Source organism: Marinobacter sp. (assembly GCF_041595835.1).
Taxonomy (GTDB): domain Bacteria; phylum Pseudomonadota; class Gammaproteobacteria; order Pseudomonadales; family Oleiphilaceae; genus Marinobacter.
This window is the reverse complement of record NZ_JBFHJO010000004.1, coordinates 24,856-50,020: the sequence shown is the minus strand read 5'-3', so window position 1 is coordinate 50,020 and position 25,165 is coordinate 24,856. Positions and strand designations below refer to the sequence as shown.

General features: G+C 52.8%; 20 protein-coding genes. 11 read left to right on the top strand and 9 right to left on the bottom strand.

What is annotated here, in order from left to right:
- Window positions 1-77 precede the first annotated feature (77 nt).
- The 6 genes from nosR to ABYA77_RS02890 all read left to right on the top strand — a co-directional run bounded on the left by nosR (window position 78) and on the right by ABYA77_RS02890 (window position 8,002).
- Window positions 78-2,189, top strand: coding sequence for a transcriptional regulator NosR (gene nosR / locus ABYA77_RS02915; RefSeq protein ID WP_372964533.1), 2,112 nt, complete (start codon window positions 78-80; stop codon window positions 2,187-2,189).
- Window positions 2,190-2,262: 73 nt separating this feature from the next.
- Complete coding sequence (gene nosZ / locus ABYA77_RS02910) at window positions 2,263-4,158, top strand: TAT-dependent nitrous-oxide reductase (protein ID WP_372964445.1); 1,896 nt, start codon at window positions 2,263-2,265, stop codon at window positions 4,156-4,158.
- 187 nt (window positions 4,159-4,345) lie between these two features.
- Window positions 4,346-5,614 carry a nitrous oxide reductase family maturation protein NosD gene (locus ABYA77_RS02905; RefSeq protein ID WP_372964444.1) on the top strand — a complete coding sequence of 423 codons (1,269 nt, stop codon included), beginning with the start codon at window positions 4,346-4,348 and terminating at the stop codon, window positions 5,612-5,614.
- Window positions 5,611-6,543 carry an ATP-binding cassette domain-containing protein gene (locus tag ABYA77_RS02900; RefSeq protein WP_372964443.1) on the top strand — a complete coding sequence of 311 codons (933 nt, stop codon included), beginning with the start codon at window positions 5,611-5,613 and terminating at the stop codon, window positions 6,541-6,543. Before ABYA77_RS02905 ends, ABYA77_RS02900 begins: the two co-directional genes overlap by 4 nt.
- Window positions 6,540-7,370 (top strand): ABC transporter permease, encoded by an 831-nt coding sequence (locus ABYA77_RS02895; RefSeq protein WP_372964442.1) that lies wholly within the window; start codon window positions 6,540-6,542, stop codon window positions 7,368-7,370. The genes ABYA77_RS02900 and ABYA77_RS02895 overlap by 4 nt, the downstream gene beginning before the upstream one ends.
- 23 nt (window positions 7,371-7,393) lie before the next feature.
- Complete coding sequence (locus ABYA77_RS02890) at window positions 7,394-8,002, top strand: nitrous oxide reductase accessory protein NosL (RefSeq protein ID WP_372964441.1); 609 nt, start codon at window positions 7,394-7,396, stop codon at window positions 8,000-8,002.
- A gap of 85 nt (window positions 8,003-8,087) precedes the next feature.
- Here ABYA77_RS02890 and moaA read toward each other — a convergent pair whose 3' ends face one another.
- A complete protein-coding gene (gene moaA / locus ABYA77_RS02885; protein WP_372964440.1) occupies window positions 8,088-9,080 on the bottom strand; it encodes a GTP 3',8-cyclase MoaA in 993 nt (330 codons plus the stop codon).
- A 318-nt stretch (window positions 9,081-9,398) separates the two neighbouring features.
- On the opposite strand from moaA, the gene ABYA77_RS02880 reads away from it, so the two are divergent.
- Together ABYA77_RS02880 and ABYA77_RS02875 are read left to right on the top strand one after the other, a co-directional pair.
- Window positions 9,399-9,767: a YbaN family protein gene (locus ABYA77_RS02880; protein ID WP_372964439.1), complete on the top strand. Its 369-nt coding sequence runs from the start codon at window positions 9,399-9,401 to the stop codon at window positions 9,765-9,767.
- Between the two features lie 25 nt (window positions 9,768-9,792).
- Window positions 9,793-10,233 carry an Rrf2 family transcriptional regulator gene (locus ABYA77_RS02875; protein ID WP_372964438.1) on the top strand — a complete coding sequence of 147 codons (441 nt, stop codon included), beginning with the start codon at window positions 9,793-9,795 and terminating at the stop codon, window positions 10,231-10,233.
- Here ABYA77_RS02875 and ABYA77_RS02870 read toward each other — a convergent pair.
- Window positions 10,230-11,297, bottom strand: coding sequence for a fatty acid desaturase (locus ABYA77_RS02870; protein WP_372964437.1), 1,068 nt, complete (start codon window positions 11,295-11,297; stop codon window positions 10,230-10,232). The two genes, ABYA77_RS02875 and ABYA77_RS02870, sit on opposite strands and share 4 nt — an antisense overlap.
- A gap of 46 nt (window positions 11,298-11,343) precedes the next feature.
- Window positions 11,344-12,450, bottom strand: coding sequence for a ferredoxin reductase (locus ABYA77_RS02865; protein ID WP_372964436.1), 1,107 nt, complete (start codon window positions 12,448-12,450; stop codon window positions 11,344-11,346).
- Window positions 12,451-12,648: 198 nt separating this feature from the next.
- Here ABYA77_RS02865 and ABYA77_RS02860 point away from each other — a divergent pair, with 198 nt between their 5' ends.
- The gene (locus tag ABYA77_RS02860; protein WP_372964435.1) at window positions 12,649-13,272 is read left to right on the top strand and encodes a TetR family transcriptional regulator; all 624 of its coding nucleotides are present in this window, start codon (window positions 12,649-12,651) and stop codon (window positions 13,270-13,272) included.
- Between the two features lie 10 nt (window positions 13,273-13,282).
- On the opposite strand, the gene ABYA77_RS02855 is transcribed toward ABYA77_RS02860, so the two are convergent.
- Entirely contained in the window at window positions 13,283-14,716 is a 1,434-nt protein-coding gene (locus tag ABYA77_RS02855; RefSeq protein ID WP_372964434.1) for a wax ester/triacylglycerol synthase family O-acyltransferase, read from the bottom strand.
- A 483-nt stretch (window positions 14,717-15,199) separates the two neighbouring features.
- Here ABYA77_RS02855 and ABYA77_RS02850 point away from each other — a divergent pair, with 483 nt between their 5' ends.
- Complete coding sequence (locus ABYA77_RS02850) at window positions 15,200-17,110, top strand: methyl-accepting chemotaxis protein (RefSeq protein WP_372964433.1); 1,911 nt, start codon at window positions 15,200-15,202, stop codon at window positions 17,108-17,110.
- Between the two features lie 18 nt (window positions 17,111-17,128).
- Here ABYA77_RS02850 and ABYA77_RS02845 read toward each other — a convergent pair whose 3' ends face one another.
- The 4 genes from ABYA77_RS02845 to tmpT all read right to left on the bottom strand — a co-directional run bounded on the left by ABYA77_RS02845 (window position 17,129) and on the right by tmpT (window position 22,861).
- A complete protein-coding gene (locus ABYA77_RS02845) occupies window positions 17,129-18,685 on the bottom strand; it encodes a SpoVR family protein (RefSeq protein ID WP_372964432.1) in 1,557 nt (518 codons plus the stop codon).
- Entirely contained in the window at window positions 18,682-19,971 is a 1,290-nt protein-coding gene (locus ABYA77_RS02840) for a YeaH/YhbH family protein (protein ID WP_372964431.1), read from the bottom strand. Before ABYA77_RS02840 ends, ABYA77_RS02845 begins: the two co-directional genes overlap by 4 nt.
- A 20-nt stretch (window positions 19,972-19,991) precedes the next feature.
- Window positions 19,992-21,914 carry a PrkA family serine protein kinase gene (locus tag ABYA77_RS02835; protein ID WP_372964430.1) on the bottom strand — a complete coding sequence of 641 codons (1,923 nt, stop codon included), beginning with the start codon at window positions 21,912-21,914 and terminating at the stop codon, window positions 19,992-19,994.
- A gap of 287 nt (window positions 21,915-22,201) precedes the next feature.
- Window positions 22,202-22,861 (bottom strand): thiopurine S-methyltransferase, encoded by a 660-nt coding sequence (tmpT, locus tag ABYA77_RS02830; RefSeq protein ID WP_372964429.1) that lies wholly within the window; start codon window positions 22,859-22,861, stop codon window positions 22,202-22,204.
- A 74-nt stretch (window positions 22,862-22,935) separates the two neighbouring features.
- On the opposite strand from tmpT, the gene ABYA77_RS02825 reads away from it, so the two are divergent.
- On the top strand, window positions 22,936-23,874 hold the full coding sequence (locus ABYA77_RS02825; RefSeq protein WP_372964428.1) for a D-2-hydroxyacid dehydrogenase: 939 nt from the start codon (window positions 22,936-22,938) through the stop codon (window positions 23,872-23,874).
- Here ABYA77_RS02825 and ABYA77_RS02820 read toward each other — a convergent pair.
- Window positions 23,865-25,130 carry an OmpP1/FadL family transporter gene (locus ABYA77_RS02820; RefSeq protein ID WP_372964427.1) on the bottom strand — a complete coding sequence of 422 codons (1,266 nt, stop codon included), beginning with the start codon at window positions 25,128-25,130 and terminating at the stop codon, window positions 23,865-23,867. The genes ABYA77_RS02825 and ABYA77_RS02820 overlap by 10 nt on opposite strands.
- Window positions 25,131-25,165 lie beyond the last annotated feature (35 nt).

Genomic DNA, 25,165 nt, shown 5'->3' with positions numbered 1-25,165 from the left:
AATCCACCCTTTGTTGTATTCGATATGAGTTGGGGGTTTAAGTGATTACCGCATTACGTTTCTGTTTTGCACTGCTGATGATGGTGTCATCGGCAGTTATGGCTATGCCGTTAAAGAATTACGAGCCGATTTCAGGACGCCAGGTCATTCAGAAAGCGATGCCGGAGGTCACCGACTTCCAGCCCCGTGAAGATAATCGGGCAATCCAGGAGCTTTATGCTGGTGAGGAGCTTGTAGGCTTTGCTTACCAGACTCTCGACTTTGTGCAAACACCTGCTTATTCAGGTAAGCCTCTTAACGTCATGGTGGTGCTTGATACCACCGGCGCCATCAAGGGGGCCCGCGTTATTCATCACAACGAGCCGATACTTCTTATCGGTATTCCCGAAGCAAAAATGCATGCCTTTACAGATCAATATACCGGTTTGAAGGCAGACCAGCGCGTAACTGTGGGTGGTAAATCATCAGAGCGCCGTGTTGCGGTGGATGGTCTGTCGGGGGCGACGGTGACCGTCATGGTCATTAATGAAGTGATCATGAAAACGGCTCATCGGGTAGGGGGTGAGCTGGGGCTTATTGAAGTCGCTGCCGACAGCAAGCGTCCTCCCCTGGCTGAGGTCGATAAGAGCGTTTTTGAAAAGAAGAACTGGGAAGCATTAACTGGTGACGGTTCCATCCGGCGAATGCTGCTGACCCGGGGCATGGTCGATGATGCTTTCAAAGGCGGCCCTGCGGAAGGTATCGATACTGCAGATCCCGACCAGCGTGATGATACGTTTATTGACTTGTATGCAACCTACCTCGACGTACCTTCCATCGGTCGCAATCTGCTGGGAGACAGTCAGTACGAGTGGTTAATGTCTGAGCTGAAAGACGGCGAACACGCGATCGCCGTTATGGCGGATGGCACTTATTCTTTCCGTGGTTCAGGTTATGTGCGCGGCGGCATTTTTGACCGGGTGCAGATTCGCCAATTCGGTGACACCTTCAACTTCCGTGATCTGGACTATTACCGGCTCAGCGATGTTTATATCGAGGGCATGCCCCGGCTTCCGGAAATGGCGATTTACATCATTCGTCAACAATACAACTTCGACCCTGGCACGCCCTGGTCACTGGAGCTGACAATCAAACGCCAGACAGGTCCGCTGGACAGTGAATTTGCCGTGGTTCCGTTGGAGTATCAGTTGCCTGATCAGTACTACACCCGTGCTGAGGCCGTCGTGTCTGAAGAAGAGTGGCTGGAAGATCAGCCGCTGTGGGTTCAGGTCTGGTACCAGAAGGAGTTCCAGATTATTACTCTGGGCCTTGGTATTGCCGTACTGCTGTTCATCCTGTTTTTCCAGGATTGGCTGGTTAAGAAACCGAAGATGATGCGCTGGATTCGCCATGGCTTCCTGACATATACCCTGTTCTTTATTGGCTGGTATGCGCTGGGTCAGCTTTCCATCGTGAACGTGCTGACCTTCGTAAACAGTCTGATTGCCGGATTTAGCTGGGAAACCTTTCTGATTGACCCAATGCTGTTTGTGCTTTGGTCTGTCGTTGCAGGGATCGTGTTGCTCTGGGGACGCGCTGTGTACTGTGGCTGGCTCTGTCCGTTCGGTGCCTTACAGGAACTGATAAATGAAATTGCCCGGAAGTTAAAAGTACCCCAGTACACCGTGCCCTTTGCGTGGCATGAGCGCTTGTGGGCCATCAAGTACATCATTCTTTTGGTGCTTTTTGGCATCTCTCTTGAGTCTTTAGGGGCTGCGGAGCAAATGGCTGAAATCGAACCGTTTAAAACGGCCATCACGCTGCATTTTGACCGTAGTTGGCCTTTTGTTACATACGCAGCGCTGTTGCTGGTAGTGAACATCTTTACCCGCAAAGTTTACTGCCGGTACTTGTGTCCGCTGGGTGCTGCCTTGGCCCTGCCGACCAAGCTTCGGGTGTTCGATTGGCTCAAGCGTCGTAAAGAATGTGGTAACCCATGCCGCTTGTGCGACCACGAGTGTGAAGTTCAGGCGATTCACCCGGATGGCACCATTAATTACATGGAGTGCCATTACTGTCTGGACTGTCAGATGACCTATTTTGATGACAATAAGTGCCCGCCACTGATTGTGAAACGCCGTGGTAAACGGCGAGGCCAGAATGCGCCAGGGCGCCCGGAGGAAATCCCGGTCGTTCAGGTGCACGGGTAAGTACCGGAACCACTAAGAGTTTCGGACGGAATGAGAAGCTAAACCGCCATAACTAATAATGGAGTTGGACGCTATGAAGAAAAGAGATGAACTGAGCAACGACACGCCGGAGGCTCCGGACAGCGGTCTCAGTCGTCGCCGCTTTATGGGCGCTGCGGCACTGGCTGGTGTTGCAGGCGCGACGGGACTTGGTACGTCAATCATGAGCCGCGAAGCCTTTGCCGCTGCAGCCCAGGAAGCCAAGAACAAGGTCCACATCGAGCCGGGTGAGCTGGACGAGTATTATGGTTTCTGGAGTGGCGGCCACCAAGGCGAAGTGCGTGTTCTTGGTGTGCCATCCATGCGTGAGTTGATGCGTATTCCAGTGTTCAACGTAGACCCCGCTACGGGCTGGGGCATTACTAATGAAAGTAAAGAGATTATTGGCGGCGATCGCCAGTATCTGAACGGTGACTGCCACCACCCGCACATCTCTATGGAAGATGGTCGTTACGATGGCAAGTATCTGTTCATCAACGATAAAGCCAACACCCGGGTAGCCCGTATTCGTCTGGATATCATGAAAACAGACAAAATTACCCATGTCCCTAACGTTCAGGCTATTCACGGTCTGCGGCTGCAGAAAGTGCCTCGTACGAACTATGTCTTCTGTAATGCCGAGTTTGTTATTCCTCAGCCGAATGACGGCAGCGAATACAGCCTGGAAAACAGCTACACCATGTTCAGTGCTATCGACGCTGAGACTATGGAAGTAGCGTGGCAGGTCATCGTAGACGGCAACCTGGATAACACCGATGCCGACTACACGGGTAAATACGCAGCCTCTACATGCTACAACTCAGAGAAGGCCATCGATCTGGCTGGCACCATGCGTAACGACCGTGACTGGGTTGTCGTGTTCAATATTGAACGCATTGCTGCTGCTGTTAAGGCTGGTAAGTTCAAAACCATTGGTGACTCTAAGGTTCCTGTTGTTGATGGTCGCGGTAAGTCTGAGTTCACCCGTTACATTCCTGTACCTAAAAACCCGCACGGTCTGAACACGTCTCCTGATGGCAAGTACTTCATTGCTAACGGCAAACTGTCTCCAACCGCTTCTGTGATTGCAATCGATAAACTGGATGACTTGTTCGATGACAAGATCGGGCTGCGTGATGCCATCGTTGCGGAGCCAGAGCTGGGGCTTGGGCCTCTGCATACAACCTTTGATGGTCGTGGCAACGCATACACCACGCTGTTCATCGACAGTCAGGTTTGTAAGTGGAACATTGAAGACGCGATCAAGCACTACAACGGCGAGAAGGTGAACTATATTCGTCAGAAGCTGGATGTTCATTACCAGCCTGGTCACAACCACGCGTCTTTGACCGAATCGCGAGATGCTGACGGTAAGTGGCTGGTGGTTCTGTCCAAGTTCTCCAAAGACCGTTTCTTGCCGGTTGGCCCGTTGCATCCGGAAAACGATCAGTTAATCGATATCTCTGGCGAAGAAATGAAGCTGGTCCACGATGGCCCAACCTTCGCCGAACCGCACGATTGTATTCTGGTTCGTCGTGATCAGATCAAGACCAAGAAAATCTATGATCGTCAGGATCCGTTCTTTGCCAGCTGTCGTGAGCAGGCCAAGAAAGATGGCATTACTCTGGAGGCTGATAACAAGGTTATCCGTGACGGCAACAAGGTTCGTGTTTACATGACCTCTGTTGCCCCCATGTACGGTTTGACTGAGTTTAAAGTGAAGGAAGGTGATGAGGTTACGGTGTATGTGACCAACCTTGATACCATCGAAGACGTGACTCACGGTTTCTGTATGGTTAACCACGGCGTGAGCATGGAGATCAGTCCTCAGCAGACTTCATCTGTGACCTTTACTGCCGGTAAGCCTGGTGTGTACTGGTACTACTGCAACTGGTTCTGCCATGCGCTGCACATGGAAATGGGTGGTCGTATGTTGGTAGAGAAGGCTTAATTCGCTTCTCTTTGAATGGGGGCCCGGAGTTCGGGCCCCTGTATCTGTGCTTTGGAGTAGTAACCCAAGCGAAAAGCCCTTTCCAAAAACCGCTCCCATGGCTGCGCACATTTTTGGAAAGGGCTTTTCGCTTGGATTGCCGCACTGTGTTGCGTGCCTTCGGTTTTCACTTTTTAGAGAAACATAGATGTACCAAATATTGCGTTATGGGGTGGCCCTGTCAGTCGCTCTTTTATCGCTTGCCGCCAACGCGGACCTGCAAGAACAGCTCGATAACCTTGAACCGGGTTCGTCCATCGAGCTTCCGCCTGAAACACTTTCGTCGCTGGCTATCAGAGTGCCTGGGGTAACGGTGTCTTGTGTTCCGGAAACAGTAATTGATGGTGCCGGGCAGGGGAATGCGGTGGATATACTGGCCGAGGAAGTGACGCTTTCTGGCTGCCGGGTGCAGAACTGGGGTAGGGATCTGAACACGTTGGATGCCGGGATCTTTGTGGCTCGGGAGGCCCGGGGTTCAGTGATTGAGAATAACCACCTTCAGGGGCCAGCGTTTGGCGTATGGCTGGATGCAACGCCGGATGTCACGGTGCGGAACAATCACATTCGTGGGGAAATCAGTATTCGGTCTCAGGACCGGGGGAATGGCATTCACCTGTTTAATACTACCGGAGCGTTAATTGAGGGGAATGATATTTCCCAGACCCGGGATGCGATTTATATCGAAACGGCCAACCACAACAAGATCCGGAACAACCTGATGACGGATCTGCGTTACGGCATTCATTATATGTATTCGATGCATAACCTGCTGGAAGGTAACGTGACCCGGGGTACACGCACGGGGTATGCACTGATGCAGAGTAAGTATCTGACGGTGCTGAATAACCGCTCTGAAAACGACGAGAACTACGGCATTTTGATGAATTTCATCACCAACTCAAAGCTACGCCGTAACGTGGTCATTGGCGTGTCGGAAGGTCAGGGCGGGCGTGTGATGCTCTCCGGGGGAGAGGGTAAAGCCGTTTTTATTTACAACTCTCTGTACAACGTTTTTGAGGGCAACCTGTTTGCGGACAGCAATATCGGTATTCACCTGACGGCAGGCTCTGAAGACAACGATGTGTTTGATAATGCGTTTGTGAACAACGAGCGGCAGGTGAAATACGTGGCGACCCGCACTCAGGCGTGGTCGAAGGATGGTAAAGGAAATTTCTGGAGCGACTATCTGGGCTGGGATCGTAACCAGGATGGCCTGGGTGACGTCCCTTACGAGCCCAATGACAACGTAGATCGCCTTTTATGGAAATACCCGGAAGCCAAGGTACTGATGTTCAGTCCGTCAGTGGATATCCTGCGCTGGGTTCAGAATGCATTTCCCGTGGTGAAGTCTGCCGGTGTTAGTGACCCTCACCCTTTGATGCGAATTCCCGAGTATATGCAATCGGAGATCCGATGAACTGTTTTCAACTTGAGAACGTCAGCCACTGTTACGACAAAGCAACGGTGCTGCACGGTGTTGATCTGCGGCTGAAGCCAGGAGAGATTCTCGGGCTTTTTGGCCATAACGGGGCGGGAAAAACCACCTCGATCAAACTGATTTTGGGGCTGATGAAGCCAACAGTCGGCAAGGTGACCGTACTCGGCGGTGAAGCCGGAGATCCGCAGGTTACCCAGCATATTGGTTATCTGCCGGAGAACGTCATGTTTTACCCGCAACTTACCGGACGCGAGATTCTCCGCCACTTTGCCCGGCTCAAGGGTGCGCCTCTGCACCAGGTGCCGGACTTGCTGAAACAGGTGGGTCTGAATGATGCCATGGACGCTCGCACTAAAACCTATTCCAAAGGCATGCGCCAGAGGTTAGGGCTTGCTCAGGCATTATTGGGCAGGCCGAAATTGCTGATGCTGGACGAGCCTACCGTCGGCCTGGACCCGGTTGCAACAGCCGACCTGTATCGTTTGCTGCGCAGCCTTCGGGATGACGGCACCGGGATTGTGTTGTGTTCCCATGTGTTGCCGGGGGTAGAGCCGTATATCGACCGTGCGGCTATTCTGACCGACGGCACGCTGAAGGCCGCGGGTGACCTGCCATCACTACGGCAGCAAGCCAATATGCCGGTGACGCTTACAGTACAGCCGGCCGGTCACCTGGCTGATCTGGAAGCGGTGATGGGGCAGGCCAAGGTGAACACTGGCCTGGTGGTGAAACATGATCACGGAAGCTTGCTGGTGGATGTCCGACCGAACGACAAGATGGAGTTGATCAAAATTCTGATGAATTCTGGCGAAGTGGCTGATCTGGGGATTCATCAGCCCAGCCTCGAAGATATTTACGTACACTTTATTGGCTCGGGTGGCCTGGCACACCGGGGGGCGGCCCAATGAATGCTATCTGGACCATCGCCCGAAAAGAACTGAGCGACAGTTTCCGCAACCGCTGGCTTGTTGCGATCTCTCTTGTGTTTGCCACTCTGGCGCTGGGCATTGCCTGGTTTGGCGCGGCAGCATCTGGCCAGGTAGGCTATGCTTCCACGCCAGCCACCATAGCCAGCCTTGCGAGTCTGGGTATCTTCCTGATTCCTTTGATTGCTCTGTTACTTGCCTACGACGCTATCGTGGGAGAAGAAGAAGGCGGCACGTTGTTGTTACTGATGACCTATCCCCTGAGCAAAAGCCAATTGCTACTCGGTAAATTTCTCGGCCATGGCCTGACTCTGGCCTCGGCGACCGTTATTGGCTTCGGGGTTGCCGGTGTTGCCATCGCGTTATTAGTGGAGGACGTTGCTATTGGTGCGTTAGCTGCAGCCATGGGACGCTTTATCGGCTCCACCATCTTATTGGGGTGGGGCTTCATTGCATTGGCGTACCTGGTCAGTGTGCGGGTCAGTGAGAAGCCTGTCGCCGCCGGCATGTCCTTGGCTATCTGGTTCTTCTTTGTCCTTATTTTTGACCTGGTACTGCTAGGAGTGCTGGTTGCAAGCGAAGGTAAATTCAATCCCGAACTGCTGCCTTGGCTGCTCATGCTCAACCCCACAGATATCTACCGTTTGCTCAACATCGTCGCCTTCGGTGATAGCGGACAGCTAAGCGGTGTGTTGAGTTTAGGTTCCGATTTACCCATCGGCGCTGGCGGCCTTTGGCTTGGCCTTGCTCTATGGTGCGCTGTCCCGCTGACGGGTGCACTGTTGTTGTTCAAAAACCGAAAAATATAATTCAGACCGGAGAAATACGACACATGAAAACCCCAATCAAAACATGGCTGATCGCCGCTCTGGCCGCAGTCACACTGGCGGGCTGCTCTGGCGCAGAAGAAGAAACCCTGGCCAAGCCTGACCCGGTCCACTTCGAATCCGGTGACGAGTGCCATGTCTGCGGTATGGTCATCACCAACTTCCCTGGGCCCAAAGGCCAGGCGTTCACCGAACGCGAGCAGAACATCCGCAAATTCTGCTCAACGAAAGACATGTTCGCCTGGTTTCTTCAGCCCGAAAACGAAAATCGGGATCACACCCTCTATGTTCATAATATGGCTCAGACTGAGTGGGATCACCCGGAAGACACCCACCTGATCGACGCCCGTGAAGCCTTTTATGTAGTGGGTTCCGAACGCACCGGAGCGATGGGCCCAACCCTGGCTTCCTTTGCCTCGGAAGCCAGCGCAACCGATTTTGCCGCCCAGTACGGAGGCCAGGTGCTGGCATTCGAAGACATTACCATGGACCACCTGAACTCAGGCATGGCTATGCACAGCATGCATGGTGGCCATGACATGGATGCGATGGAAGGTATGCATGAAGAGCACGAAATGGAACACATGGCTGGTGATCATGCTGTAGAGCATTGAATCAGCGCTGATTTCGCTTTATGACGCTTCTGTACGGCGCATTCATGCGCGGGGGTACAGAAGCATCATAAGAGAGGTTTAAATCTCAGCCGCCAGTCATATTCATGAACCGGAGAATCTCCACATCGCCTTTACTGGAAAAATGATGCCGCTCTGGCTTCAAATCCATCGCTGCAATCATTGCCTCCCGAAGCAGCTCATCATCCCCGGGGTGCTCACGCAAAATCTGCAGTAAGTCCACCGAATGCTCATTCCCCAGGCACAACAGAAGTCGCCCTTCTACCGTCATCCGAACCCGGTTGCAGGCAGAACAAAAATTGTGAGAATGAGGAGAAATAAATCCGACTCGAATAGAACTGTCGGGCATCCGGTAATAACGGGCTGGCCCCCCGGTATCGTCACCCGTCAACTTAAGTTCATGATGTTGACCGATGATTGATCGCACCTCATCACTCGTGCACAAAGCCAGCCCACGGTCATGCTCAGAAATTTTGCCCAGGGGCATCTCCTCAATAAACGTGATATCCAGATTTCTGGTGCGGGCAAACGCGATCAGATCAGGAATCTCCTCATCGTTGCGCCCCTTCATCACCACCGTGTTGAGCTTGATCTTCTCAAATCCGGCTTCGCGGGCTGCATCAATGCCATCCAGAACCTGGCTGAGCGTTCCTGTACGAGTTATGGCATGAAATTTTTCGGCATTCAGAGAATCCAGGCTGATATTGAGCCGGTGCAGGCCGCCCTTACGCAGTTCATCTGCCAGGGCAGGGAGATGACTGCCATTAGTCGTCATGGCAAAATCACATAAACCATAGCTGCCGATTTCACGGACCAGATCGAGAATACCCCTTCTGACTAAAGGTTCACCGCCCGTCAGCCGGATCTTCCTGGTGCCCAGCGAAACAAAATTACGGGCAACCTGAGCAATTTCTTCAAGAGACATGATGTCGTCCCTTGGGAGAAATGTCATTTCTTCTGCCATACAGTACACGCAGCGAAAATCACAGCGATCGGTCACTGACAGACGAACATAATTCACTGTGCGGCCGAAGCGGTCTTTTAGTCCAGAGTGGGACATAGTGATGATCCTTATAGTGCTCAGGCGCTGCATTGATTGCTCAGTATGCCAAAGCCTGCGCCAGAGTCGATCTCCGTTTTTTACGAATGCGTGGATTTCGGTGGATTGACCCCGGCGATGTTAGTTCTTGCGACTATTTTGATTTACATCTATAACATGGATAGAAAATAAATGTTAATAGTAGGAAGGTGTCGTAGGGTCGTATGACACGTGGCTGGCCGTGCTATCAGAGGTGTAGTGACTTCGCTCGCGGTGCAGACCTACGCATCAATTAATAGTAGAATTAGGTTATAAGCAAACAGTCTTGAGGCTTGTGCTATGGCTGTGCAATCAGGTAAAACCGGATTCCGGATTCTTGCATACATATCAGCGGGGCTGGCGGTAGTGGGTGTTGTTTTGCCGTTATTGCCAACAACGCCTTTTGTACTGTTGGCAGCTTACTTTGCGAGTAAAGGTTCACCGGCTTTTGCTCAATGGCTTGAAAGGCATCCTCGGTTCGGGCCGGCGATTGAACAATGGCGACATCACCGTGCAATACCGGCCAGAGCTAAAATCCTGGCCTGCAGCATGATGGCTGTCAGTTGGAGTGTGTTGCTGCTACTTGGGTCGCCTCTGCTGGTTCTTGTTATATCCGGGCTTTTTTTATCGGTCGTCGCCGTTTATATGGTGACCCGGCCATCTTACTAATGTTTCCAAAATTCTGGAGTGTTGCATGCACATTACCCGTTATACGGACTATTCTCTGAGGGTTCTGATTTACCTTGCGGCACAGGATGGCGACCGCCTGTCGACTATTCAGGAAATTGCTGACAGTTACGGTATCTCCAAAAACCACCTGATGAAAGTGGTGCATCAACTCAACAAGAAGGGATACATAGAAACCGTTCGCGGCAAGAAAGGCGGCATGCGCCTTCACCGGGCCCAGAAAGATGTCAATATAGGTGTACTGGTGCGAGAAACCGAGCAAGATCTTAGCCTTGTTGAATGTTTTTCCGGGAACAATACCTGCAGAATCACACCTGTTTGTGGATTGAGGAATATATTTGACGAAGCGCTGCAAGCCTTCCTTAGCGTGCTGGATAACTATACGCTTGCCGATGTGGTGCAGGGTAAGCAGGAGTCTCAGTTGCTCCGGCTTCTGCAGATTGCTTAGCCTTGGCCTGAAAACCCTGGCTCCGGCAGGGAATAACGAAGTATTCGCTTCACCACAGTGCCGTACTGTTTGCTGAAACTACCCGTGTTGTATCGAATTCCATGTTTGCGGCACACCTCCTGAACCTTTTCTGAAATTTCAGGGTAGCGGTGTGCGGGTAAATCAGGAAAGACGTGGTGTTCAATCTGGTAGCTCAGGTGGCCGCTGAGTACGTGCAGCCATTTACCGCCGGTAAAATTTGATGAGCCTGTGAGCTGCCGGAGATACCAGTGGCCCTTGCTTTCCCCTTCGCACTCTTCTTCGGTAAATGTCTCTGCATCTTCAGTGAAGTGGCCGCAGAATATGACATTAGACGCCCAGAGATTTCGCATCAGGTTAGCGCCGGCATTGCCGGCTAAAACAACCGGTGCGACAGGCAATGTGAGCAGTGGAAAAAATACATAATCTTTGAAGGCTTGTCGGCCCCCTTTTTTGGCAGCCTCTTTCAGGAATGGCAACTTGTCGCGCAGGCTTAGCTCTCCGCTGGCCAGTTTTTCCGTTTCCAGTTCGTGCAAGCCCACACCCCATTGAAACAGAGTACTTAAAGCTGCATAGGTCAGGGGCTGGAGCAGATGCCTGGGTTTCCAGGGTTCATCGTTGCTCAGTCGTAAAACGGCGTAACCGTAATCCCGGTCTTTACCGATGACATTGGTGAACGTGTGGTGTTCAAAGTTGTGGGTGCGGCGCCAGGATGCACTGGAGCAGACGGTGTCCCATTCGTAGGTCTGCGAGTTCAGGCTGGGGTCGTTCATCCAGTCATACTGGCCATGCATTACGTTGTGGCCAATCTCCATATTCTCGAGAATTTTTGCGATACCCAAAGAGGCGGTAGCGGCCAGAAAGACCGGCGGAATGAAGCCGAAGGGCATCAGTACCCTGCCTCCAAGTTCCAACTTACGATGCAGCCGAACCATGTTGCGGATGTGTCTGGCATCCCGCTCTCCAAGGTCGGCCAGTACGTCGTTGCGAATGGTATCCAAATCCTTCTGAAGTTCGTTCAACTGGGTGTCATTCAGCTTTTTCATGGTCTGCTCCTTACGGCCGGGGCTGGCCGTAGTGAAAAAAAAGGGGTTATGCGTCCAGAACCACCGGGCCTTGTGGGATGGAAATGCAGAGTTGCACGCTTTCTTCGCCCGGTCCGGATACTTGCCCTGTGAGCCGGTTTACCACCGTGCCGCTGGTTTTCTGACAGCTGCATTGATGGCAGATGCCCATACGGCATCCATGTTGGGGCTTAAGGCCCGCAGCTTCGGCAATCTCCAGCAGGTTGGCATTGCCTTTGGAATCTATCTTGAGGTTGCTTAGGCTGAAGGTGATCTCTCCTCCAATTTGATCAGTTTCCAGTTGCGCGGCTGCGGGCGGCGCAAAGAAGGTGCTGTGAATCTGCTTGTCGTTCACGCCACGCCGGGCCAGTAAGTCAGAGGCAAGATCCATTAATCCTTTGGGACCACAGAGATACACCTCTCTGGCTTCAAGGTCGGTTATGGCCGTTAGGTCTGTGTCGCTCAGCAAACGCGGTTGTTTGCTTTCGTGGGTGCTGATGATGTGCAGAGAAAGGGCAGGATAATTTTTAGCCAACGTGGTCAGCTTTTCTTTCCCGATTACATCATGTTGAGTACGCACGTAGTAAAGAAGGGTGACTGGTTCCGGATAATTCCCGGAAGCCATAGTTTGCAACTGGCTGAGTACCGGGGTGATACCACTGCCGCCTGCAATAAACAGGACGGGTTTAGCGGGCTCTGGAATCAGGAATTCTCCAAAGGCATCCGTTAGCCCGATGACATCACCCTTCCTCAAAGTGCTGTGCAGCCAGCTGGTTACCAGCCCGTCTGGTAATCGCTTTATGGTCAGGTTTATTAGCCCCTGACGTTCCCAGAGTGTGGGTGAGCTGGAAAGGCTGAATGTACGGGTGCGACGAACTCCGTTGATGTCGATACAGATGTTCACATGCTGCCCGGCCCTGAAACCCGTCCAGCGTTTGGCCGGTCTTAGTACAAATGTTTTAGTGTCTGGGGTTTCTTCAGTAATACGCTCTACCATAGCCGGTGTGTACTGTTGTACCCACATGGGGTTGATGGTTTCGGCCAGGGGGTCAAAAAATGCGGCCGGGTCGTCACGGTTGAGTAATTGCTGGCCTAGCCAGTGTAAAGCCTTAGACTGCGTGATTCTTGTCAGCATCGCATTTCTCCGTGTTCGCGGCGCATGAAATATAATCTCATGTGTACAGTTGTTCACTTGTGTGTACAACTGTACACATGAGGTGCCAGGTGAGCAATGGGTGCTGCTGGAAGCTGGCTCAGAATGACAAGCTGTCTAGGTTTTTGGTCAATCTAATGTGTACACTTGTGAACTTGACCCTGTAGTGCGGACTAATCGATGTCAGAAGTACAAAGGCGAAGGCCTGGAGAAACCCGCGAGAAATTGATGAATGCGGCGCTGGCGCTGGTCGGAAAAGGCCGGCACTTTGCCAGTATTGGTATTCGTGAAATTACCAGGCAGGCAGGCGTTGTGCCCACATCCTTTTACCGGCATTTTCGGAGTGTTGATGATCTTGGATTGCAGCTGGTTGATGAGCTGGGGCTGGTCTTACGACGGATGATGCGGGAGGCGCGGGCAAATGTGCTGCATGCTGACAGGCTGATAGAGGAGTCTGTCGAAATTTTCGTAGCTCATGCTCAGGCTAATCGTAGTTTCTTTCTGTTTATGGCTCAGGGGCTGGCGGGTGAGAGCCGGGCGGTGCAGGAAGGTATTCGAAGTGAAATGCGCTTCTTTGCCAACGAACTGGCTAACGATTTGCGTAGACTCAGGCTGTTGGAGAATCTGAGTGATGCGGACCTGGATATGACTTGTGACCTGGTTGTCCGGACGGTGGCTTTCAGCCTTGCGGATATTCTCAGTATTTCGCCGGATGATGATTATCAGGTCGGGCAGGTGCGCAAGCGCACCACCCGTTTTCTGCAATTGGTCTTTCTGGGGGCTGGCCACTGGAAAAGTGGCTAGCCCCCATTCGTTATTTTTTCTTGCTGCCAGCTCGCTGCTTTTTAGGTTTGGGTGGCAGCATCAGGCTTTCAAGTTCGTCCAGCGCTTCACCGGTATAGACTGCGATTTTCTGCATGCTCGGCAGAGTATCCCGGCAGCCGGTGTAGCCAAAGTTGAGCGTGCCCGCATAGCTCAGGCAGGTGATGTTCAGCGCGCCACCATGGGCGATCAGCGACACCGGGTAGGTGGCTTCCAGTTTTGCACCTTCAAAATACAAGGTTTCATTGGGGCCAGGTACGTTGGAGATGGTCACATTGAATACCGGCCGCATACGCCCGCCCAGTCCTGACATCAGCTGCAGAATATACGGTGACATCAGAAGCATGGTGTACTGGGTCAGTGCGCTTTTGGGCAGCTTTTGCAGATGCTCCTTTGCACGGCAGCTGGATTCTTTGATTTGATGCAGGCGGGTGAGTGGGTCGGCTTCGTTTGTTGCCAGTGAGGCGATCATGAAGCTGATCTGCGTGCCTGTGCCCTGATCATCGGCAGGACGGATATTGACCGGAATCCCTGCTGTTAACGGGGCGTCTGGCAGGCTGTCCTGTTCCAGCAAGAAGCGGCGTAAGGCTGTTCCGCACAGGTACAGCACAATATCGTTCAGGGAGCCGCCAGAAGCATGAGCCAGCGCTTTAAGTCGGTCTAATTGGTATTGCTGAGTGGCCAGACGGCGCTGACCTTTTACCCGGTGGTTGAGAATGGAAATCGGGCCAGTGAAGGGTGCGGTGGGGCCATCCTCCGGGTGCCTGACCGAGTGCATCAGCCGGTTACCCGCCTGCCACAAGCGAGGGGCCATATCTGCCTGGATCTTTAACGCATCCATGGCCTGGGAAAAGGCGGCCGCGACACTGGCTTCCTGGTCAGACTTGCTGCCCCGACGCTTTTCCGGCCGAACCGACCAGGGCGGAGGCATGTTTCTCAGGTCCGGGTCAGTGGTTAGAACACGCTGCATCAGACGTACACCACTGATGCCATCAATCATGGAATGATGCATTTTGGTATACATGGCAAACCGGTTGTTTTCTAACCCTTCAATTACGTGGCATTCCCAGAGCGGTCGGGAAAAATCCAAAGGATTAGAGTGCAGGCGTGAAACCAGAATACCGAGTTCCCGCTCTCCACCGGGGCGTGGTAAGGCCGAATGTCTTACGTGGTAATCGAGATCGATATCCTTGTCTTTTTTCCAGGCCGGGGCGAGTAGGCGCCCGAGGAAGCCGGACCAGGCCAGCTTGTCTCCCCAGGGCGCTGCAACCTCTCCGGATTCCTTCATGCGGGTGACCATGTCCCGCAAAAATGTCTCAGACGCACCCTCTGGCAGCGAAAAGATCTGAAGCGTGCCCACATGCATAGGCGTGTCTTCAGATTCTACGGCCAGCCAGGACGCATCCAGTGTATTGAGACGTGTCATTCCTTTGTAATCTCCACGATTCGTCGCATTTCAATCAATGTTAGAAGTATAGCGTGTTGGTCTCAGTTGCACGACGAAAACTAAAGGTTACTTGCTGAGCTTATGAGGAGTTTCACGTTTACATAGTGCCTCTCCGGCTGTCGTAGGTTTGATTATTATTGCCAACGACACTCAAATTTCCGTCGCCCTGAGGTCGCTCTTCCCAGTATCAAAACGTAACGAAACTTTGCAATATTCGGCTAATGATCACTTAAGTAAGAAGTATGATTAATACATATATTAGAGGGTGCATGAAGAACGTCGCGTTTCTGATTAGTGCTCATAAAAATAAAAAAGATTCAGCTTAGAGGTTCCATCATGGAAGTCCTGTTACGACCCGGCACGGCACTGTTAAACAATCTTCGATACCCTCATAAATTCCTTCTGATTTCTCTCGTTTTTTTCATTCCCCTGTTTAGCCTCGGTTATCTGTTGCAGGCGGAAATGGCATCTCAGATTCGCTTTGTTGAAAAAGAGCGTCAGGGGCTTGAAGAGATTAATCTGGTTCGGGAACCGCTCGCGTTGATTCAGGAGCACCGAGGCTTTTCTGCGGCTTTTCACGGCGGCAATGAGGCCTTTCTAAGTGATATGAGGAACAAGGCTGCAGAAATCGAACGGTCTCTCTCCGGTCTGGAGCAACTGGTAAGCCGAAAAATCAGCACAAACGAGGTGGCTGGAAGTGTGAAGACCATTCAGAGGGATTGGGCCCGGATTTCAGGTTCTGTGACTGGGATGACCGCATCGCAAAGTTTCGAATCGCACACCGAACTCATCGAGCAGCTTTTTTTGCTGACAGGGCTTCTCGCCGAGAACTCAAATCTTATTCTGGACCCAGAGGTGGACACCTTTTACCTGGTCGGTATGGTTATTAACCAGCTGCCGTCGTTAACAGAGTCCATGGCTCAGGCGCGCGGAATCGGGGCTGGAGTTGCTGCTGCTGGAACGCATCAGGGGCGTTCATGGGCAAACCTGGCTGTCCGTGAAGATAGAATTGTCCAGCAGTTGGATGCGTTGACGTACAGTCTGGAACGGGTTTTTGCCTATAAGCCGGAGCTCGCAGGTGAGCTCAAAGAATTGGGTGATCAGACGCAAGGCAGCATTCGTAAACTCTCGACTCTTCTTGAAGCTCAACTACTCGAGCCGGATATCCTCTCCGTGTCGGCAGGGGAGGTTATGCGAGTGAGCACTGAGGCGATCAACCAGGTGTATGACGTTTTTGACCGGACGTTACCAGTGCTGGACCGGCTGCTGGATGCCCGAGAGAATCGTTTTGTGCAGATCAGGACCGGAGCGTTGGTTGTTATGGCTCTGGCTTTTTTGATTGTGCTTTATCTGTTTCTATCGTTCTACCGTGGTGTTATCAGTAGCATTGAAGCGTTCCAGGCAACAACGGGCAGGCTCGGAGAAGGTGACCTGACCGCCCGCTTTACGGTAAAAGGCCGAGACGAATTGGCGGGAGTGGCGAATTCTCTGAATGAAATGGTGTCCGGGTTTGAGGAGGTTGTCAGGCGCGTAATTCAGTCAACAGAGCATGTCGCGCAGGCTGCGGAAGAACTGTCAGCAGTAACAGAGCAGACGGCATCAGGGGTTTCTCAGCAGCGATCAGAGACTCAGCAGGTAGCTTCCGCCATGAGTGAGCTCAGTGCGACGGTACGCGAGGTCGCCAGTAATACGGTGGCGGCTGCAGAAGCCGCTAATCAGGCCAATGGTGAAGCCGGCGAAGGGCGGGTGGTGCTTCAGAATTTGATTGCCAAAGTGAACAGGCTTGCAGAGGCCATGGAAGATGCTGAACAAGTGATGGTTCAGCTTCAGTCGCAAAGCAGCGAGATCGGTTCAGTCCTGGAAGTGATCAACAGCATAGCTGAGCAAACCAACTTATTGGCATTGAACGCCGCAATTGAGGCGGCGAGAGCCGGCGAAAGTGGCCGGGGATTTGCGGTTGTAGCCGATGAGGTTCGGTCATTGGCGGGCCGCACCCAAAGCTCAACAGAGGTGATCAACACCACGATAGAACGGTTGAGAAGTGGTGCTGCTGATGCGGTTAAAGTGATTGAATCAAGTCGGCAGAATACGTCGGAAAGTGTCAGTCTGGCGAACGTGACCGGGCAGTCCCTTGACTCCATCCTTGAGCGGGTGGCGGTGATTAATGACATGAATGCTCAGATTGCCAGTGCTGCCGAGCAGCAGACAACGGTTGCCGATGAAATGAATCTGAATGTTGAGAATATCGCTGAAGTGGCTGAGCAAGCCGCATCGGCATCCGGGCAAACGGCAGAGTCCAGCCGGAACCTGTCACAGCTTTCGCAGGACCTGTTGCAGTCTGTGGTTCACTTCAAGGTTTCCACCGTGATGTGACCCCGGTTTGCTTCAGGGTTATCCTTCGCTGTCAGCAGGGCGGGGGCAGTGGTGTGCCTTGGTCACCACACCCTCGTCTATACTTTCCAGATGCACATCAAAGCCCCAAAGTCTGTGAGCATGCCGGAGTACTTCATCAGTTTCTTTGTCCAAAGGAATATGATCGACGGGGATGTGCCGCAGCGTCAGTGAGCGGTCCCCCCGCACATCTACGTTCCAAACCTGAATGTTGGGTTCCCGGTAGCTCAGGTTGTATTGCCCCGCCAGTTTTTCCCGCAGCGCCCGGTAGCCATTTTCATCGTGGATGGCTGTGACGGTGTAGTGGTCGTCCTCTTCGTCGTTTTCGATTGCAAACAATTTAAGGTCCCGCATTACTTTGGGGGACAGGTATTGCAGGATAAAGCTCTCGTCTTTGAAATTCGCCATGGCAAAATGAAGGGTTTCCAGCCAGTCTGTACCCGCAATATCAGGGAACCATTCCCGGTCTTCCCCGGTAGGAGATTCACAGATTCTGCGCAGGTCGGTGAACATGGAAAACCCAAGCGTGTAGGGATTAATGCCGGAATACCATGGGCTGTTGAAGGGCGGCTGGTAAACCACCGCAGTATGGCTTTGCAGGAGTTCCAGCATGAAGCCATCCGTTACCAGCCCTTTTTCATACAGGCGGTGCAGTAGCGTGTAATGCCAGAAGGTGGCCCAGCCTTCGTTCATCACCTGGGTTTGGCGTTGGGGGTAAAAGTATTGGGCCAGCTTGCGCACAATCCTGACCAGTTCTCGCTGCCACGTTTCCAGTAAGGGCGCGTTCTTTTCGATGAAGTACAGCAGGTTTTCCTGTGGCTCGGAGGGGTAGCGGGGTTTGCGCGTGACCGGGTCATTCTCATCAGGCTTTGGAATGGTGCGCCAAAGATCATTGATGCGGCGTTGCTGGTACTCTTCTCGTTCCGCCTGGCGCAGGATCTCATCCGCCGCCGAGATTGGGGGTGGGCGCTTATAGCGGTCCACGCCGTAATTCATCAGGGCATGACAGGAATCCAGAATTTCCTCAACAGCATCAATGCCATGGCGTTCTTCGCATTCAGAAACATAGTTCTTGGCAAATACCAGATAATCGATGATAGCGCTGGCGTCGGTCCAGGTTTGGAACAGGTAATTACCTTTGAAAAAGGAATTGTGACCATAGCCGGCGTGGGCAATGACCAGAGCTTGCATTGGCAAGGTATTCTCTTCCATCAGGTAGGCGATACAGGGGTTAGAGTTGATCACGATTTCATAAGCCAGCCCCATTTGTCCGCGCTGATATCCCTTGGAGGTTTGTAAAAACTGCTTACCGAAGGACCAGTGGTGGTAGCCAACCGGCATGCCCACAGAACTGTAGGCGTCCATCATTTGTTCGGCGGTGATTATTTCGATTTGATTGGGGTAGGTATCCAGACCAAATTCGGCCGCGCATTTTGCAATTTCCTCGTCGTATTTCTGAATCAGCTCAAAGGTCCATTCTGAACCGGTAGAAATGGGTGTTCGGGCAGGGGGGTTCGGTCCCTCCGGTTCGTTTGGGCAATCAATCCGGTCGTTCATGCGGCTTTCCTCTCGAACAGCTTTCGGAAGACAGGGTAAATATCCGCAGGGTCTGCAATCTGTTGCATGGCAAAGCTTTGTGGATGCTGAGCCATCAGCTTTTCGTATTCATGCCACAGGGTTTGGTGCTCCAGGGGCGTGATTTCTATGTATGAGTAGTACTGCACCTGCGGCAGGATGCTTGTGGCCAGAAGTTTGCTGCACGCTGGCGAGTCGTCGTTCCAGTTATCGCCATCGGAGGCCTGAGCTGCGTAGATGTTCCATTCAGTGGGGCAGTACCGGTCGCTGATGATCCGGTTCATCAGCTTCAGGGCGCTGGATACAATGGTGCCGCCGGTTTCTCTGGAGTAAAAAAACTCTTCCTCACTTACCTCCTTGGCGCTGGTGTGGTGGCGAATAAACACCACATCGATCTTCTTGTAGTTTTTTTTCAGGAACAGATACAGCAGGATAAAAAAGCGCTTGGCGATGTCTTTGTGCATCTGAGTCATAGAGCCAGACACGTCCATCAAACAGAACATAACCGCACTGGTGGCTGGCTTGGGTTTCTTTTGGTGCTGGCGGTATCGAAGGTCGATTTCGTCAATAAAGGGAATACGTTTTACGTTGGCTTTAAGGCGGGCGATTTCCTCCGTAAGCACCTTGATTTGATCCTCGTGGCTGAACGCAGGGTCCAAATCATCCGGCGCACTATTCAGGGTTTCTAGCTGAGCCTCCAGGTCCCGGATCTTTTTCTTGCGGGCGCCACCCAAACCTAATCTTCGGGCGTGAGCTCCCCGTAAAGAACGGATGATATCCAGTTTGGCGGGCACGCCCTGGCTGGAGAAACCGGCTCGCACGTAACTGAAGGCCTCAGTGTCTTTCAGCTTTTTCCGGGCCAGATTGGGTAACTCCAAATCATCGAACAGGAATTCCAGAAATTCTTCCTGTGTGATCTGGAAGGCAAAGTCATCCATGCTTTCACCGTCCGGGCTGGCCTGACCCGGGCCTCCGGCGTCTCCGTTCTGGGGTTTCGGGATGGTGTCCCCGGCAACCCATTCCTGATTGCCGGGGTGCACGGCCTCCCTGCGGCCGCCAGGGCCATGACGGAAGGTGGGCTCCTGAATGTCACGAGCCGGAATGCTGACTTTCTCACCTCGCTCAATGTCTGTGATCGAGCGCCGCTGAACCGCTTCAGAAACAGCCTTTTTGATGTGATGCCGGTAGCGGCGCAGGAACCTTTCGCGGTTCACGGTACTCTTGTTTTTGCCGTTCAGGCGCCGGTCGACTATGTGGGTCATTCCCATGGTACTGCTCCCGGTCGCCGTTAATGGGACTTACGCACACGCAGGTACCACTCGGCGAGCAAGCGGACCTGTTTCTCGGTATAACCCCGCTCGACCATGCGCTCGACAAACTGCTTGTGCTTGTTCTGATCTTCCTGACTGGCTTTCGGGTTGAAGGATATAACTGGCAGCAGGTCTTCGGTGTTGGAGAACATTTTTTTCTCGATCACGCTGCGCAGTTTCTCGTAACTGAGCCAGGATGGGTTTTGTCCCTGATTGTTGGCTCGGGCCCTTAGCACAAAGTTGACCACTTCGTTTCGGAAGTCTTTGGGGTTGCTGATGCCTGCGGGTTTTTCGATTTTTTCCAATTCGTCGTTGATGGAGCCCCGGTCCAGTATGTCTCCGGTTTCCGGGTCTCGGAACTCCTGGTCCTGAATCCAAAGGTCGGCGTAGGTGACATAGCGGTCGAAAAGGTTCTGCCCATATTCGCTGTAACTTTCCAGATAGGCTGTCTGGATTTCTTTGCCAATAAACTGCACGTAGTGAGGTGCCAGGTATTCCTTGATGAAGCGCAGATACTTTTCCTGAATTTCAGGGGCGTACTGTTCCTGTTCGATCTGTTTTTCCAGTACATAGAGAAGATGGACGGGGTTAGCCGCGATTTCTGCCGTGTCGAAGTTGAAGACTTTTGACAGAATCTTGAAGGCGAAGCGGGTCGACAAGCCATCCATGCCTTCCATCACGCCGGCGGCGTCCCGGTATTCCTGAATAGACTTGGCTTTCGGGTCGGTGTCTTTGATGCTCTGGCCATCATACACCTTCATTTTTGAGAAAATGCTGGAGTTTTCCGGGTCTTTAATGCGCGACAGCACGGAGAACTGGGCCAGCATATCCAGCGTGTCCGGAGCACAGGGCGCGCCAGAGAGGGAGCTGTTTTTCAGAAGCTTACGGTAGATCTCGATTTCTTCAGTGACCCTCACGCAGTAGGGCACTTTGACGATATAGACCCGGTCGAGAAAGGCTTCATTGTGCTTGTTGTTACGGAAGGTTTGCCATTCCGATTCGTTGGAGTGGGCCAGGACTACTCCGTCAAAGGGTACTGAGCTCATGCCTTCGGTGGTGTTGTAGTTGCCTTCCTGTGTGGCGGTTAATAAGGGATGCAGCACCTTGATGGGCGCTTTGAACATCTCTACAAATTCCATCAGTCCCTGATTGGCTTTACACAGTCCGCCGCTGAAGCTGTAAGCATCCGGGTCATCCTGAGAGTAGTCTTCCAGCATGCGAATATTGACCTTGCCTACCAGTGCAGAAATGTCCTGATTGTTGTCATCTCCGGGTTCGGTTTTAGAAACAGCAATCTGATCGAGTATCGACGGATAGCGTTTGACCACGCGGAACTGGCTGATGTCGCCGCCGAATTCGTGCAGGCGCTTCACCGCCCAGGGGGACATGATGTTTTTCAGGTACCGGCCCGGGATGCCATATTCTTCTTTCAGAATCGGCCCGTCTTCATCCGGGTCAAACAAGCCCAGCGGGCTTTCATTTACCGGTGAGTCTTTGATAGCGTAGAAAGGTACTCTCTGCATCAGTGATTTGAGTTTTTCGGCCAGTGAGGATTTGCCGCCACCAACAGGACCGAGCAGGTAGAGGATCTGTTTTTTCTCTTCCAGACCCTGGGCAGCATGGCGGAAGAAGGACACGATATTTTCTACGGCTTCTTCCATGCCGTAGAACTCGTAAAATTCGGGATATCGTTTGATGACTTTGTTGGAGAAGATGCGTGATAGGCGAGGGTCACGGGAGGTATCCGTCAGTTCTGGTTCGCCGATGGCTATCAGCATTCGCTCGGCGGCGGTGCTGTAGGCGGTTGGGTCCGTTTTGCAGATCTCCAGGTATTCATCAAGGGAGTACTCCTCCTCTTGGGTGGCTGCATACCGGTCTTTGAAATGCTGCAGAATGCTCATAGGTGCCCCTCGCTTGCTTTTGCTTGTTATAGATAGCTCTAACCCACGTAATGGCTCCGTTTTGGCACCCTCTGCCCAGGCAGAGTGGTTGGTTCATGGATGAGTAGACTGGATTTCGGCCGGTGTGTTATTGGTTACTGTATTCCGGCCTGATTAATCTGAGCTTAGTTCAGACTCCGGGGGTTGGACAGGTCAGCGTTAGATTGGGTTCATTAAATAATGCAGAGGTGATGACTTTGGAGATAAGGGCCCCCTTTGGTCAGACGTTCTAAGGGGCCCTGAAAATTTTATTTTCTGGTGAGCTTGAAAACGCTTTCCTTCGCGCCGTTTCTCAAGCCTCTTCGTTTGGCAAAAGGGTTGTCTCTGGCCATGTCCTGCCGGAGTATCTGGGTGATGTTGTAGTCGTCGCCGTAGAGCGTATGGACTTCTTCATCACTGACGTTGAATGGAGGGCCCTTCATTTCGTTGCTGTCATAGTCCAGGGTGATCAGCAACATCGTGATGTCGTCTGGTGTTACAGCTGTCAGGTGCTCGACGTAGCGTTTACGCATTTCCGGGGGCAGGGCAATCAGGGCCGCGCGGTCGTAGACCAGGCGAATGTGTTTGAGGTCTTCGGGCACCAGTTGGAAGAAGTCGCCGCACCAGAGTTGCAGATTATCGTGTTTGAAGGTGATGAACGGCTCGCCTGGATGTACCATGGCCTTTTCAGCAGCTTCCTCAAAGAAGTCTTTGCAGGCGATATCGCTGAGTTCTACGCCAATAATGGGGTGGCCGCGGTCGTGTAGCCACCACATGTCGTGCGCTTTTCCGCACAGGGGGACGAAGACGGCGTCAGTTCCGGAGCCTGCCAGTTCCTGCCAGTGGTCTTGCAGGTATTTGTTGACGGTGCCTTCGTGGAAACCGGTTTGATTTTTTTCCCAGCGTTCATGCCAGAATTCGTGTTCCATGTTGCGTCTCCGGGTATTTGTTCGTTTTCCCCAGTCTACCTTAATCTGTATCAATCTTGAGTCAGGAGAAAAGTATGAGAGCGGTTTTTCTGGACACCAGTACCCTGGGTGATGACGTGGATCTTTCGCCGATTGAGCAGGTTGCTGGCGGTTTGACTCGTTATGAGCGAACGGTACCGGAGCAAGTGCCGGAGCGTATTCAGGGGTTTGATACGGTATTGGTGAACAAGGTTCAGCTTAACCGTGAGCATTTTAAGGCTTGTCCGGAACTGAAAACGATTGCGGTGACGGCTACTGGCGTTAACAACATTGATATGGTCGCGGCGAAAGAACATGGTGTGGCAGTACTGAATGTGACTCAGTATGGTCGTGCCACCGTGGCCCAGCACACCATGGCATTGATTCTGGCCCTGGCTACGCGGCTGTTGGATTACAACCGGGATGTACGTGAAGGTCGCTGGGCCCGGAGTGATATGTTTTGCCTGATGGATTACCCGATCATGGAACTGGAGGGAAAAACGCTGGGCGTAGTTGGTTTTGGTGATTTAGGACAGGGTGTGGCGGAACGCGCCAGGGCTTTCGGCATGAAGGTTGTACTGGGCTGTCGGCCGGGGCAGGAGCCGGGGAGCGTAGGGGGTTATCCACGCATTCCTTTGGATGACCTTTTGGCTCAGGCGGATGTGTTGTCACTGCATTGCCTGCTGACGGAAGAAACCCGCAATATGATTGGTGAGCGGGAACTGAAGCTGATGAAGCCAACAGCGCTGCTGATTAATACCAGTCGGGGGGGCTTAGTGGATGAAGCAGCCCTGGCGGTGGCGCTGCGTGAAGGGCAGATTGGCGGGGCAGGGTTTGATGTGTTGACCGAGGAGCCTCCGCGCAACGGTAACCCACTGCTGGCGGAGGGTATTCCGAATCTGATTGTTACACCCCATTCCGCCTGGGCCAGTCGTGAGGCCCGTCAGCGGATTGTGGAGATTACTGCGAGGAATCTCGACTCCGTTCAGAACTGATAACCCACACTGAGGGACGTGCCGACCTGGCTCATGCTTAGCTCGATCTGTTGACCTGGGCCCATCGGGTTTTCACCACGGATGGTTTTGCGCGGTGAGTAGAACGCCATGCCGGACACTTCCAGCGCATCGCTGACACGGTGCGTGAAACCTCCGGTGAAGTGCCACTCCTGCACGCCCGGTGCGAGGATGTTGAACAGCACTTCTTCATCAGGAACCGGCTGTTCTCCGTAACTGACGCCAGCGCGCCAGGTTTGCTGTTCGTCTTGCTGCCATTGCCAGCCCAGTTTAACGATAGTCATGTTGTCCCAGCCAAAACCAGCGCCTTGATCAGCTCCGAGCGGGGCCTGCATCAGGTTGGGCATCATCGGGTTGCCGATGCTGTTGATGTCGCTGTAACGGATGTGTTGCACATCCAGAAGCAGCCAATGGTTCCGGATGCCTGACCAGGCGATACCCGCGTTGAACATCTGGGGAATATCAAACCCCCCTTGTTCTGCAAACAGACCTTCGTATTTACTGAATTCTTCCATTTCAAGAATGGTGCGCCAGCTCAGGCCAGCACGTAAAGTATCTGTTACTTTGCCCTGCCAGCCGATTTGCAAGCCATAGCCCCAGGCATCATCTGTGCCGTTGTTGGTGAGGGCATTCGGGTTGGATGAAAACCCCAGTGCGCCAAATGCACCAAGCCCTTCGGCTTTAAATCGTTGATAAGCGATCAGTGGGGATATGCCAATGGCCTGACCTTCAGAGAACTCCCAGGACCAGGTCGGGGCAATGAACAGTTGCTCCAGGTTGACGCCGGTTTTGCCTGCACCGAATGTGCCGCCCTGGGCCCCGCTGTATTCTGTGTTCATGCCGCCATTAGCGAAGATCGATAAGCCCAGGCTATGACCGTTGTTCAGACTTCGGTTATAACCGAAGTGGGGAATCAGGAACGCCCCGTTCTTGCTCGAGACGGAGCCGGGCGCCAGATAAAAGGTCTGATTGGGAATGTTTGGCGCTCCGCCTTCTACGCTATAGCGCCTGCGCGGAGAGAAGGCTTCCAGCCCGCCGTCAATACGACTGCCAACAAACGCCATGCCAGCCGGGTTTGTGGCCGCCGCGATACTGTCCTGAGACAGAGCGGTTCCCGCACCTGCCATACCTGCATTGATGGTGCCGTAGCCATGGCTGAAGTAGCCGTTGGTTGCTGCGGCCGTGCCAGGTAGCAGAGCGGTGAGGGCAATGGTGGCCCAAAAACGGGAAAGGCGCATAAGAAATTCCTGTGTCGTTACATCAGACAGATATC

Excerpts from the sequence above, each read along its gene's own strand:
- nosR (WP_372964533.1), top strand. The coding sequence starts at position 78 with ATGATGGTGTCATCGGCAGTTATGGCTATGCCGTTAAAGAATTACGAG.
- nosZ (WP_372964445.1), top strand. The coding sequence starts at position 2,263 with ATGAAGAAAAGAGATGAACTGAGCAACGACACGCCGGAGGCTCCGGAC.
- ABYA77_RS02905 (WP_372964444.1), top strand. The coding sequence starts at position 4,346 with ATGTACCAAATATTGCGTTATGGGGTGGCCCTGTCAGTCGCTCTTTTA.
- ABYA77_RS02900 (WP_372964443.1), top strand. The coding sequence starts at position 5,611 with ATGAACTGTTTTCAACTTGAGAACGTCAGCCACTGTTACGACAAAGCA.
- ABYA77_RS02895 (WP_372964442.1), top strand. The coding sequence starts at position 6,540 with ATGAATGCTATCTGGACCATCGCCCGAAAAGAACTGAGCGACAGTTTC.
- ABYA77_RS02890 (WP_372964441.1), top strand. The coding sequence starts at position 7,394 with ATGAAAACCCCAATCAAAACATGGCTGATCGCCGCTCTGGCCGCAGTC.
- moaA (WP_372964440.1), bottom strand. The coding sequence starts at position 9,080 with ATGTCCCACTCTGGACTAAAAGACCGCTTCGGCCGCACAGTGAATTAT.
- ABYA77_RS02880 (WP_372964439.1), top strand. The coding sequence starts at position 9,399 with ATGGCTGTGCAATCAGGTAAAACCGGATTCCGGATTCTTGCATACATA.
- ABYA77_RS02875 (WP_372964438.1), top strand. The coding sequence starts at position 9,793 with ATGCACATTACCCGTTATACGGACTATTCTCTGAGGGTTCTGATTTAC.
- ABYA77_RS02870 (WP_372964437.1), bottom strand. The coding sequence starts at position 11,297 with ATGAAAAAGCTGAATGACACCCAGTTGAACGAACTTCAGAAGGATTTG.
- ABYA77_RS02865 (WP_372964436.1), bottom strand. The coding sequence starts at position 12,450 with ATGCTGACAAGAATCACGCAGTCTAAGGCTTTACACTGGCTAGGCCAG.
- ABYA77_RS02860 (WP_372964435.1), top strand. The coding sequence starts at position 12,649 with ATGTCAGAAGTACAAAGGCGAAGGCCTGGAGAAACCCGCGAGAAATTG.
- ABYA77_RS02855 (WP_372964434.1), bottom strand. The coding sequence starts at position 14,716 with ATGACACGTCTCAATACACTGGATGCGTCCTGGCTGGCCGTAGAATCT.
- ABYA77_RS02850 (WP_372964433.1), top strand. The coding sequence starts at position 15,200 with ATGGCATCTCAGATTCGCTTTGTTGAAAAAGAGCGTCAGGGGCTTGAA.
- ABYA77_RS02845 (WP_372964432.1), bottom strand. The coding sequence starts at position 18,685 with ATGAACGACCGGATTGATTGCCCAAACGAACCGGAGGGACCGAACCCC.
- ABYA77_RS02840 (WP_372964431.1), bottom strand. The coding sequence starts at position 19,971 with ATGGGAATGACCCACATAGTCGACCGGCGCCTGAACGGCAAAAACAAG.
- ABYA77_RS02835 (WP_372964430.1), bottom strand. The coding sequence starts at position 21,914 with ATGAGCATTCTGCAGCATTTCAAAGACCGGTATGCAGCCACCCAAGAG.
- tmpT (WP_372964429.1), bottom strand. The coding sequence starts at position 22,861 with ATGGAACACGAATTCTGGCATGAACGCTGGGAAAAAAATCAAACCGGT.
- ABYA77_RS02825 (WP_372964428.1), top strand. The coding sequence starts at position 22,936 with ATGAGAGCGGTTTTTCTGGACACCAGTACCCTGGGTGATGACGTGGAT.
- ABYA77_RS02820 (WP_372964427.1), bottom strand. The coding sequence starts at position 25,130 with ATGCGCCTTTCCCGTTTTTGGGCCACCATTGCCCTCACCGCTCTGCTA.